This is a genomic window from Bacillus aquiflavi, assembly GCF_019915265.1.
GTDB lineage: Bacteria > Bacillota > Bacilli > Bacillales > Cytobacillaceae > Bacillus_BT > Bacillus_BT aquiflavi.
In genome coordinates this window covers 1,250,031-1,262,430 of record NZ_CP082780.1, presented here as the reverse complement: position 1 = coordinate 1,262,430, position 12,400 = coordinate 1,250,031, and the positions used below count along the sequence as shown (strand labels likewise).

9 protein-coding genes and 1 pseudogene are annotated in these 12,400 nt (G+C 36.6%); all 10 read right to left on the bottom strand.

The genetic code is table 11. The features are described 5' to 3' along the window. Nucleotides 1–73: 73 nt before the first annotated feature. The 10 genes and pseudogenes from K6959_RS06310 to K6959_RS06265 all read right to left on the bottom strand — a co-directional run bounded on the left by K6959_RS06310 (nucleotide 74) and on the right by K6959_RS06265 (nucleotide 12,284). Entirely contained in the window at nucleotides 74–1,252 is a 1,179-nt protein-coding gene (locus K6959_RS06310) for a glycine C-acetyltransferase (RefSeq protein WP_223087943.1), read from the bottom strand. Between the two features lie 30 nt (nucleotides 1,253–1,282). Then, nucleotides 1,283–2,323: an L-threonine 3-dehydrogenase gene (gene tdh, locus K6959_RS06305; RefSeq protein WP_223087942.1), complete on the bottom strand. Its 1,041-nt coding sequence runs from the start codon at nucleotides 2,321–2,323 to the stop codon at nucleotides 1,283–1,285. Nucleotides 2,324–2,545: 222 nt separating this feature from the next. Further along, a complete protein-coding gene (locus tag K6959_RS06300) occupies nucleotides 2,546–3,412 on the bottom strand; it encodes a 2-oxoacid:ferredoxin oxidoreductase subunit beta (RefSeq protein WP_163240236.1) in 867 nt (288 codons plus the stop codon). A gap of 2 nt (nucleotides 3,413–3,414) precedes the next feature. Then, entirely contained in the window at nucleotides 3,415–5,148 is a 1,734-nt protein-coding gene (locus tag K6959_RS06295; RefSeq protein ID WP_163240234.1) for a 2-oxoacid:acceptor oxidoreductase subunit alpha, read from the bottom strand. A gap of 316 nt (nucleotides 5,149–5,464) precedes the next feature. Further along, on the bottom strand, nucleotides 5,465–6,394 hold the full coding sequence (locus tag K6959_RS06290; protein ID WP_163240232.1) for a dipeptidase: 930 nt from the start codon (nucleotides 6,392–6,394) through the stop codon (nucleotides 5,465–5,467). Nucleotides 6,395–6,562: 168 nt separating this feature from the next. Further along, a complete protein-coding gene (spoVS, locus tag K6959_RS06285; protein WP_119116493.1) occupies nucleotides 6,563–6,823 on the bottom strand; it encodes a stage V sporulation protein SpoVS in 261 nt (86 codons plus the stop codon). 175 nt (nucleotides 6,824–6,998) lie between these two features. Continuing rightward, nucleotides 6,999–7,796: a TIGR00282 family metallophosphoesterase gene (locus tag K6959_RS06280; RefSeq protein ID WP_163240230.1), complete on the bottom strand. Its 798-nt coding sequence runs from the start codon at nucleotides 7,794–7,796 to the stop codon at nucleotides 6,999–7,001. A 147-nt stretch (nucleotides 7,797–7,943) separates the two neighbouring features. Continuing rightward, a complete protein-coding gene (rny, locus tag K6959_RS06275) occupies nucleotides 7,944–9,506 on the bottom strand; it encodes a ribonuclease Y (protein WP_163240228.1) in 1,563 nt (520 codons plus the stop codon). A gap of 764 nt (nucleotides 9,507–10,270) precedes the next feature. Next, nucleotides 10,271–10,648: pseudogene (locus K6959_RS06270) on the bottom strand (recombinase RecA); the annotation flags it as partial. 232 nt (nucleotides 10,649–10,880) lie between these two features. Beyond that, complete coding sequence (locus K6959_RS06265; protein ID WP_223087940.1) at nucleotides 10,881–12,284, bottom strand: reverse transcriptase/maturase family protein; 1,404 nt, start codon at nucleotides 12,282–12,284, stop codon at nucleotides 10,881–10,883. Nucleotides 12,285–12,400 lie beyond the last annotated feature (116 nt).

Genomic DNA, 12,400 nt, shown 5'->3' with positions numbered 1-12,400 from the left:
AAAAAATCCTTTCGAAAAACAATGAATTGACGAATTACATCGCCAATTCATTGTTTTAAAATCGTATGCATATTTATGAAATAATTTTCAGCTCTTTGCCCGCTTTTTCAAAAATATTTAGAGCTTCTTGCAATTCTTCCTTTGAATGCTCTGAGGTGACAATTGTTCGCACACGCGCTTGACCTTTTGCTACTGTTGGAAAAGCAATGCCTTGTGCAAAGACACCATATGTTAATAGTGTATCTGAAAACTGATGGGCTAATGCTTCATCTCCAACGATCACAGGAGTTATCGGTGTTTCACTCTTGCCAATATTAAAGCCAAGGTTTTTTAACCCTTCTTTAAAAAACGTTGTATTTTTCCACAGCGTCTCGATTCGCTCAGGTTCTTCCAACAGAACGTTAATTGCTTCAATATTCGCCTCCGTAACAGCTGGAGGATGAGAAGTGCTAAATAAAAACGGGCGACCTTTATGAATTAAGTAATCTATAAGGGTACGAGTACTGGCAACATAACCCCCTAAAACACCGATTGCTTTACTTAATGTACCGACTTGAATATGCACCCGTCCATCAAGACCGAAATGATTAACTGTTCCACGACCGTTTTTTTCCAGTACACCCGAAGCGTGTGCATCGTCTACCATGACTAAAGCATCGTACTTTTCAGCAAGTTCAACAATTTTTTGTAAAGGTGCAATATTCCCATCCATGGAAAATACACCGTCAGTTACGATTAACCGTTTGCGATAATTTTGTGTTTCTTGTAATGCCTTTTCTAAATCTTCCATATTTACGTGCTTATAAATTCGGCGTGCGGCTTTCGTTAGACGAATGCCGTCGATAATTGAAGCGTGGTTTAACTCATCTGAAATGACTACATCCTCTGCTGTTAAGATTGCCGAAAGAACTCCTTGGTTTGTTGTAAAACCAGATTGAAATACGAGTGCGGCTTCTGTATGTTTAAATTTTGCAAGCTTTTTTTCTAATTCCATATGCATTGTAAACGTTCCAGCAATTGTACGAACAGATCCAGTACCTGCCCCGTATTTTTCCACTGATTTTAATGCTGCTTTACGAAGCCGAGGATGCGATGTTAAACCTAAATAATTGTTCGACGATAGCTGAATTACTTCTTTTCCATTAATAACAACCTTTGATCCCTGATCTGATTCGAGAGGCACTAATTCCCTAAATGTGCCCTCTTTTTTCATTTCATCTAACTCTGCTTGTAAATATTCAAAACCTTTCAAGTCATTACCTCCTTACATATTTGTTTCGTATTATGGATATAATATGACTTTCCCACATTCACCTTTTATCATTAAGTCAAAGCCTTTTTCAAATTCTTCAAGCGGAAGTTCATGAGTAATGATCGGCGTAACATCAACTTGACCTGAAGCAAGTAAGTTAGATACTTGCTGCCATGTTTTAAATATTTTGCGACCAGTAATTCCTTGAACAGTTACCCCTTTAAACACGATGTCGTTTGTAATATCTATTTCAACCGGTCTAGTTGGTAAACTCAATATTGTGACCCGTCCTCCGTTTGTTACCATTTTCAATCCTTGATCAATCGCAATAGGATGCCCACTCATTTCACAGACAACGTCTACACCATTTCCTTTTGTTAGTTGATTAATAATTTTTAAAGGGTGTTCATTTTTAGAATTTACTACAGTCGTTGCACCCATTTTTTCCGCTAAATGCAGACGGTAATCATTCAAATCAAACGCAATTACTTGAGCAGCTCCAGCCGCCTTTGCAACCCCTACTACCATTAAACCAATCGGACCACAGCCAATTATAGCGACAATCTTTCCAGTAACTTCATCTGCTAAAACAGTATGAACAGCATTTCCCATTGGCTCTTGGATTGAAGCAATATTCGCACATAGTTCCGAAGGATTTTTCCAAATGTTTTTTGCCGGCAGTGCTACATACTCTGCAAAGCACCCTTGTGTATCAACTCCAATTATTTTCGTGTTTTTACAGATGTGGTACTGTCCTGTCAAACATTGAGGACAGCTTCCACATACTAAATGAGTTTCCGCAGAAACATAGTCGCCAGTTTGAATATCATTCACTTTCGAGCCTACTTTCACAACCTCCCCAGCAAACTCATGTCCAAATATATATGGGGGATTTACCCTGCTTTGAGACCATTCATCCCATTTATAAATATGAACATCTGTGCCGCAAATTGAAGTTGCTTTTACTTTTATTAACACTTCATTTTCATTTATGTTAGGAATATCGACCATTTTTAATTGAGCGCCAAACCCTTGTTGATGCTTAACAATAGCCTTCATTTTTCCATTCATGATGAACACTCCCTTATTCAACTAAGCACAATAAACTCCTATATAATAAGATCTTATCATCGTTAAAAAAGGAAGTAAATATAGGTGTCTTTCTATGGAGGACATTTGCATTCATGTAAAAAAGAAATTTTTAAAGAAGATAAAAAAACCACACCTCCAATTGTTAAACTGTGTCTAACAATTGGGGTGCAGTTCATTCCCGCCGGTATTTACTAATATTTATTACATATATTCAGCAACTAGCTTATCAAAAAATTCTTGATCAAGATTTAAATCTGCGTCCACTAATGGTTTTTCAGAATAACCATGGACAAGTTCTTGATAAGATTTTTGTTCTTTATTTTGGTAAATTAATCCGGTTACAAGACCTTTATGTTCCATCACCGTTTGCATAGCTAGCTCACGATTTGATGGGTCATAGTCTTCAATGTCTTTTAATTTCGTTAAATTTTCTTTAAACCAATCGTACGTATTTACTTTGTTGTAAGTAACACATGGGCTAAATACATTAATTAACGAAAAGCCTTTATGATTAATTCCTGCTTCAATTAAAGCAGTTAAATCTTTTAAATCAGTTGAAAAGCTTTGGGCAACAAACGTTGCTCCTGCTGACAATGCCATTTCCATTGGTGCAATCGGTTGTTCGATTGAACCTTCAGGAGTTGACTTTGTTTTAAATCCAGCAGCTGAACGCGGTGAAGTTTGTCCCTTCGTTAAACCGTAGATTTGGTTATCCATTACGATATAAGTTATATCAATATTACGGCGAATCGAATGAATGGTATGCCCCATTCCAATGGCAAAACCGTCTCCATCGCCTCCGGAAGCAATAACAGTAAGATCGCGGTTAGCCATTTTAACTCCTTGAGCAATTGGTAAAGCTCGTCCATGAATACTATGGAATCCATAAGAATTAATGTATCCAGATATACGGCCGGAACATCCGATTCCTGAAATAACTGCTAAATTTTCTGGTTCTAAACCAACATTTGCGGCCGCACGTTGAATTGCAGCTTGAACAGAGAAATCACCACAACCTGGACACCAGTTTGGTTTTACATTATTTCGAAAATCTTTAAATGTGGCCATTATTAAAACAACTCCTTACATCTTGAATGAATTTCATGCGGCAAAAACGGATTTCCGTCATATTTTGTCACTTTCACAATCTTTTCAGCATGTCCAACATTCATTTTCATAATGTTTGCTAGTTGTCCTGTTGCGTTGTTCTCAACAACAGCCACTTTTTTTGCAGATTGAACTAACGGTAAAATTTCATCAGTTGGGAATGGATGAATTAAACGAACATGAGCATGGTTCACTTTAATTCCGTCTGCTTCTAGACGTCCAATTGCTTCCTCAATTGTTCCACGTGTTGAGTTAAAACCAACGATTAACAAGTCAGCTTCTTCATGCTGTACGTTTTTATAAACAGGTGTATTAAATTTAATATTTTCTATTTTACGGAAACGCTTATCCATTTGCGCTTTTCGGTTTGCAGCAGATTCAGATGGTTTACCCATTTCATTATGCTCAACACCAGTAACGTGGTGAATACCATTTTTCATTCCAGGAATTACACGCGGTGAAACACCATCTTCAGTTACTTCGTAACGTTTAAAGTAGTCTTTATTTTCAACCTCTGGCAGTTCTCCACTCATTAGCTTGCCACGGTGAATTTCAACTTTACTATAATCTAGAGGTTCGACGGTTTGCTTACCTAAAGATAATTGCAGGTCAGACAATACGATCACTGGGCATTGGTATTCTTCAGCTAAGTTAAATGCTTCAGCTGCATCATAGAACGCCTCTTCTACCGTACTAGGCGCTATAACAATCTTAGGAATTTCTCCATGTGTACCGTAAATCATTGCCATTAAGTCAGATTGTTCTTGTTTCGTAGGAAGACCTGTTGACGGACCTCCACGTTGAGTATCTACAATAACAACTGGTGTTTCTGTCATTCCAGCTAAACCAATTGCCTCCATTTTTAATGAAAGACCAGGGCCTGCAGACGCAGTTAAAGCACGAATTCCTCCATAGTTTGCACCAATTGCCATTGTACAAGCAGCAATTTCATCTTCAGTTTGAATTACCGTTCCTCCTACTAAAGGAAGCTTTTTAATTAAGTATTCCATAATTTCCGATGCTGGTGTAATTGGGTATGCAGCCATAAAGCGGCATCCTCCTGCAAGAGCTCCCATCGCAATGGCATCGTTTCCAATCATAAACATACGTTTTTTGCCGTCTGCTTTTTCAAGCACCATTGTCTGGTTGTCAGTGAGTTTATCTCTCATGAACTCAAATCCAGCTTTAATCGCTTCCATATTCTTATCGACTACTTGCTGTCCTTTACGGCCAAAGATTTCTTGTACAACTTCTTCAAAAACATGAATATCAAGGTCCAATACAGCACAAGATGCTCCAACTGCAACCATGTTTTTCATAAGTGATGTGCCGAGATTTGTAGCCATTTCTGTAAATGGAACTACATACATTGTTGCATTAGTATCTTCTGGACACTTTGGTGAAAATTTCTCATCTGCAATAATGATTCCATTGTCGTGAAGCTCTTTGTAGTTCACATCAATTGTTTCTTGGTCAAATGCAACGAGAATATCCAAGTCGTCAGAAATAGAACGAATTTGCTTAGTGCTTACGCGAATCTTATTGTTAGTGTGACCGCCTTTAATACGTGATGAAAAGTGGCGGTACCCATATAAGTAGTAACCTAACCTATTTAGTGCGATGGAGAATATTTCCCCTGTACTTTCAATACCTTCCCCTTGTTGCCCGCCAACTTTCCATGAAAGTTGATTGATCATGTGTCTTACACCCCTTTAAATACGTTCAAGAAATATGTAAAGCTTTTATCTACATTGTAGCACTTTTCCAAATTCTTTACTTGAAATCAGCCTTTTCTCCTAAAGATGTCCGGCCTTTTTCAAACTGAATTGGACACTGTACTAAACGCTTTCAATTCTAGACCTATGTATCGAAAAATGCAAGCCCTTAGACATAATTAATAACGAAAGATTGAATAATTATATTTTTAACATTTGGGAGTTTACTCATGCTAAATTCTTTCTTTAATTCACACTCTACTTTTTGTTCAGAATTGACTCTTCAACTATGTCACCTTCAGCTTTTTACAGGAATTCGCTTCATCATATTTTTAAAGAGAAATTTTTCAACTTGTATATTAGAGTAATGTTTGATCAATTCATTCACAAGATGATCGTACTCTTTTGCAGAAGATAAATTGATCACTGTATGATCAATTCCGTCAAAATCGGAACCAAAACCAACATGATTTTCGCCACCTAAACTGCATACATAATCAATATGCCGTAATATATCAGTAATAGTCGCACTGCTTTTACTAGATAAAAATTCCGGTACAAATGTAATTCCAATTACACTATCTTTGTTTATTAATGCTCTTATTTGTGCATCTTTTAAATTGCGTGGATGAGAACATAGTGAGTAGCAATTTGAGTGTGACGCATAAGGATACTGTGCACATTCCATTACATCCCAAAAACCACGTTCAGATAAATGCGAAACGTCACAGCTTACTTGTGCATCATTTAGTAAATCGATCACTTTTTTTCCAAACGAAGTGATCCCTGCACCTCTTTTTTCCAATACCCCGTCAGCAACTGCATTTGCATAGTTCCATGTCAATCCTACTGCTGAAACACCGAGCCTCAGCAACGTTTTTAATTTTATTAAGTCATTGCCGATGGCATCACAACCTTCTAATGATAAAATTGCTCCAATTTCATTTATCTTTAATTTTTGAATATCTTTCCTAGATTGAATAAGCTGCATTTCTGGATACGGCTTCATTATGTTGCTGTAAAAAAGCTCTATCATATAAAGAGCTGCATTAAATTTTACATCTGCATGTACCGATTCTGGGACAAAGATAGCAAATGTTTGTATTTTTACATTGGATTTCATTAAACTTCGCAAATTAACATGCAGCTCTTGATCGTCCAAAAAACGAATTGTAGGATCTAACATCATTTTATATAACACATCACAATGTGCATCAAAAATCCGCACTACATTACACCAGCCTTTTCCTATTTAATTGTTTAAAAAATTAGGCTACGTAGACACGCCTTTAACCCTGTAGAAAAAGTGAGAAGAAATCAACAGAGTCAAAAAAAAAAGCCTGATCGCTTTTTTTGCAAACAGGCAAGTTCATTTAGTAAAAAAACATACGTATCCTTATCTTGGTTCAATAATTAACTTTATTGCTGTTCGTTCCTCACCGTCAATTTGAATATCCGTAAAGGCAGGGATACAAATTAAATCCACTCCGCTAGGTGCAACAAACCCTCTTGCAATCGCTACTGCCTTAACGGCCTGATTTAATGCACCCGCACCAATAGCTTGAATTTCTGCTGCCCCTCTTTCACGCAGAACACCAGCAAGCGCACCAGCTACAGAATTAGGATTAGACTTTGCTGAAACTTTTAATATTTCCATTCCTAGATCCTCCTTGTTTTATCCAGATACCGTTATGTTCACCGTCTGAACAAATTAGGGATATATCATTCCATTGCTACTATATTCATACATTAAAAAACATATTCCTGCCTGGGCAGAAAATAATGGAATGTTCTCTAGGATATTTTTCAATTATCATACGAATCAGCAAAAATTATGAATATAAAGGATGATCATCGTTAATTAAAATACGGGTTATTTTTTTGGCTATCCCTTTATTTTTATCTACCTCTATTAAAACAGCACTAAGCTGAGTTCTTCCTTTTTTCGGTATTTCAAATCTAACTGGTAATCCGGTTAGAAACCTTTTAAGGACTGCGTCTCTTTCAACTCCTAAAATACCATCATATGGTCCCGTCATTCCTACATCTGTTAAATAAGCTGTACCACCAGGTAAAATTCTTTCATCAGCAGTTTGTACATGCGTATGCGTTCCAATCACAGCTAAAACACGACCATCTAAATACCAGCCCATTGCTTGCTTTTCACTCGTTGCTTCAGCATGAAAGTCGACGAAAATAAAAGGCGTTCTTGCTTTTGCTTCTGTTATAAGCTCATCTGCCTTGCGAAAAGGACAATCAAGAGCAGGCATAAATGTTCTTCCTTGTAAACTAATTACAGCGATTTCAATTTCATTTATTTTAACGTATGTAATTCCCTTTCCAGGTGTACCTTCAGGAAAATTGGCTGGTCTAACTAAATATTTAGCTTCATCAATAAATCGAAAAACATCCTTATTATCCCAAGAATGATTCCCAAGGGTAACGACTTGCGCACCTGTCTCTAAAAATTGTCGATATATTTTTTCAGTAATCCCCTTACCGCTTGCTGCATTTTCCCCATTTATAATCGTTATATGAGAGCGATACTTCTCTTTTAATTTTGGAACATATTCCTTTACCATTTCTCTTCCTAGGGAACCGACAACATCCCCAATAAATAAAATATTCATATAAGTCCTCTTTCCTTTTAAAAATGGCATGCTTTTTTAATTGTACCACATTTTTGTTTAAATCTATCGTTGTTCAAATGATAACTACCATCATTTATGTATGAAAAAAATAAAGTGTTGCATACGCACCACTTTATTTTTTAATGATTATTTTGCATATTCAACAGCTCTCGTTTCACGAATAACCGTAACTTTAATATGTCCTGGGTAATCAAGCTCGTCTTCAATTCGCTTACGAATATCCCGTGCCAATCGATGAGCTTCAAGATCATTGATTTGATCGGGCTTAACCATAATTCGAACTTCACGTCCTGCTTGAATTGCAAATGACTTCTCCACACCATCATACGATTCGGAAATTTCTTCAAGCTTTTCAAGACGGCGAATATAGTTTTCAAGCGTTTCACTACGTGCACCAGGTCTTGCGGCTGATAATGCATCCGCTGCTGCAACAAGTACGGCGATAATTGAAGTCGGCTCTGTATCACCATGATGGGAAGCAATGCTATTAATTACTACCGGGTGTTCCTTATATTTCGTCGCAAGTTCCACTCCGATTTCTACATGACTTCCTTCTACTTCATGATCAATCGCTTTACCGATATCATGAAGCAAGCCTGCTCGACGAGCTAACATTTCATCTTCACCGAGTTCGGCCGCTAATAAACCAGAAAGCTGAGCAACTTCTATTGAGTGTTTTAACACATTTTGCCCATAGCTTGTACGGAATTTTAAACGTCCAAGTATTTTAATAAGATCTGGATGGAGCCCGTGAACTCCAACCTCAAAAGTTGTTTGTTCACCAATTTCGCGGATATGCTCATCTACTTCACGTCGCGCTTTTTCAACCATTTCTTCAATGCGAGCCGGGTGAATACGTCCGTCTTGAACAAGCTTATCAAGAGCGAGTCGTGCCGTTTCTCGGCGAATCGGATCAAAACCAGATAAAATGACCGCCTCCGGTGTATCATCAATTATGAGGTCAATCCCTGTCAACGTCTCAAGTGTACGGATATTTCTGCCTTCACGACCGATTATTCGTCCCTTCATTTCATCATTAGGAAGATTAACTACTGATACAGTCGTTTCAGCTACATGATCAGCGGCACAACGCTGAATGGCAAGTGAAAGAATTTCCTTCGCTTTTTTATCCGCACTTTCTTTAGCACGATTTTCACTCTCTTTAATCATCATCGCGATGTCATGAGCTAGTTCTTGTTCCATACGATCTAAAATAATTGACTTCGCTTCATCGCGCGTTAAACTTGAGATCCGTTCGAGTTCTGCTTGCTGTGCACGTACCATCTCGTCCACTTTGCTTTCCATCTCTTCAATATGCTGTTGTCTTTGGTTAAGAGAATCCTCCTTCATTTCTAATACTGCTTCACGTTTATCTAACGTTTCATCTTTTCGATCAAGGTTCTCTTCTTTTTGTAATAAACGGTTTTCTTGTTTTTGAAGTTCTGTTCTTCGTTCACGAACTTCACGTTCAGCTTCTGTTCGAAGTCTGTGAATTTCATCCTTTGCCTCTAATAGAGCTTCTTTTTTCAAAGATTCTGCCTCTCGCTTTGCATCTTCTAAAATATGCTCAGCTGCATTTTTAGCCCCTGATATTTTTGCCTCAGCAATGGATTTTCGAATAAAATAGCCAACAACTGCACCGACGATTAGGCCAAGCAAAATGGAGATGATCGCTGTTTTGGGATCCATCGTTTCACCTCCTCTTGCTATGAACTTTTATTACGCTTATTAAAGTGTCGGCATGTATATTGTTCCTAAATCAACATACAGCACAAAGGCTTTTAAACGTATTAATACTTAGTGAACTACCACCACATAACATTCTTACTGTTTAATTTAAAGTGGAGGCTTCTTGGATAGCCAATTAAATGTACCAAGCTAACCCTCTTGTTCCAAGAGTTTTTGTGTATAACAACCTTTATTTCTTTTCATGCTGATTATACTAAAACTAAAACTAAAAATAAATAGCAAAGCCTTTGTACATTTTCGCACAACCGAAATTCATCTTCCATCTAATTTTTTTAAGCTATTAATAAACATAATGAGATGAGGAAAATTCTTCCGATTAAAGCGTGTTAAAATGTAAAGTATACATTTTAATTGTAAAGGTGTGAAATTTCATTGTCAAGAGGTTGTCTTTACTCACATTTCATTATCTTCACCTTACATATAGTAAATTTTCTTTAAGCAATTGTTAGTTGGTAAAGGCAGATGTTTATCATAATTGCAAATCACTCTAAAAAATCTTAATAGATTGCGACAAAAAAAGGCAGGATATTTTATTTCCGCCCTTTTTTCGGTAAGTTTCAACTAGTTTGGAAAAATGAATTTAATTTTAGTTAAGTATTGACTTTATTTCCAATCTCAAACGATGGTGTCCCAAAAAGCTATGCTTTTTGGGACACCATCGTTTTACTTTTAAATTATAAATGATGTGAGAGGATTATGATCTATCATTCCTCTTGAACATTCATTTGAAGCGGTTGTTCCTCATTTAGGCCATAATATTCACGAATTTTTTCTTGAATATCGAGACGAATCTCTGGATTTTCTTTTAAAAACTGTTTCGCATTTTCTCGGCCTTGACCAAGTCTTTCTTCATTATAGGAGTACCATGATCCGCTTTTTTGGATAATATCAAGTTCGGCACCAATGTCGATAATTTCACCTTCTTTGGAAATACCTTCTCCATACATAATATCAACCTCAGCTGTCCGGAACGGTGGTGCTACTTTATTTTTCACCACTTTAACTTTTGTTTTATTTCCAACAATCTCATTACCTTGTTTTAATTGTTCAGCACGCCGGACTTCAAGACGAATTGTAGAATAGTTGGGTAGGAAGTAGACGCTTTGCTACATTTCTGTAGTAAGTTTTCCAGATCCCCCCACCGAACCGTACTTGTAAGTTTCCAAACATACGGCTCTCTAGTTACTACTAAGTCTTATTAACACTCTAACCTTATTACCATTGTACGCATGTAAAGAAGACATTTTTTGAAGCCTACACTTAAAGAACGACATGCTTTTTTGTTCTTTACATGATCGACTCCAAAAATGCTCCTTATAATTTTTTATCAAAAAGTGGAACAAATGTTTCTTCCTTGCGATTGTTTATATACGTAACTCCCCATACTCCATTTCTGAAATATTTTTTCTGTCCTGACTGAGTTTTCATATTCATTAGTTTCCTAACTTTTGTCCTATATTTTCCTGCAAGTGTCTTTTTAAAGCTCCAGGCAAAAATAAAATGTGCGCTTCCCAGCTTTTCTTTGACGTTAAAGGCGTATTTATAATACTGATAAAATCTTCTATATTCAGCATTGTAAATAGATAGTATTTTAAGGTCATCATAGTTTAATAGCTTTGGTCTATGCATTGCTTTCCACTTTCCGTTCACAATCTTCATATAGTTATTTCTTATCATGAAGCTTGATAAAACATCATGTGGCAATGAGAGCTTTATCATGCCGCCTCTAGGTTCTGTACCATCTTTATTCTTGGCTGAATCATCAACAGCTACGAAAATATCATACTCTAAAAAACGTATTTTATTTCGCCAATGGGTAATTGACGTCTTTTCTTGATCAAGTTCAAGCTGCAACATTTCGGTTAAGTATGTTGTTACTTTGCCTTTTACTTCTTTAGCTTCTTCTTTAGTGCCTATGATTCCAATTAAAAAATCGTCTGCATATCTGATATATTTCATTCTTCGATAATCTTCAGCGAATTGTTCGTGACTTAGAAGGGTTTTTGATGTCTTTGTTGATTTGCTGTATTCCTCTGCAGGAATTTTTTTGGCTAGCATCTTACTCTTAGCCCCTTTGTTATACTGTTCCATGAATTTCTCCATGTACATGTCTAATTCATGCAGATAAACGTTTGCTAAAATTGAACTGAGAGTACCGCCTTGCGGTACAGCCAAATATCCCTTACTGTATTTAATATTTTCGAGATATCCCGCCTTTAAAAATTTCCTCATTAACCTAAGGAATTTCTCATCCTTTATGCGTTTTCTTAACAGCTTTATTAATGTTTCATGATTGATGTTGTTAAAAAATTCTTTAATGTCCCCTTCAATCCACCATTTCACACCTGTAAATGTACGCTTTATTTGCCTTATCGCTATTTGACAGTTTTTATGGGAATTTTTCGAAAAAACATCCTCATAAATCGCTTCTAATATGCTTCTAATTATTTCTTGAACAAGTTTATCTTCGTATGATAATTTCTTTAACGATCTCTGCTTCTTGTCTTTTTTTTGCTTTATAGGATTAGGATAGTAGCTTTCGTTTTTCAACATTTCTATCAATTTTTCAACTCTTTGAATGCTGAACTCGTCAGTTTTTTTCGCATATATTTTTGTATATGCTTTTAGGAAAAAGTCAGGATTATATAAGTTACGATATAATTTTTCGTACACGTACTGATTGTTGTTCGAGTGTTTTTTAAGACTTTCTAAAACCAAGTCGGGATTTCTCATGGCCTCACACCATATCCTTTCTTTCTGTTTTAGGTTTCGTAACCTGTTCCCCTTCACTCTCGCATATTTTTTCCTCTATGATTATCACTAACCATATCCAA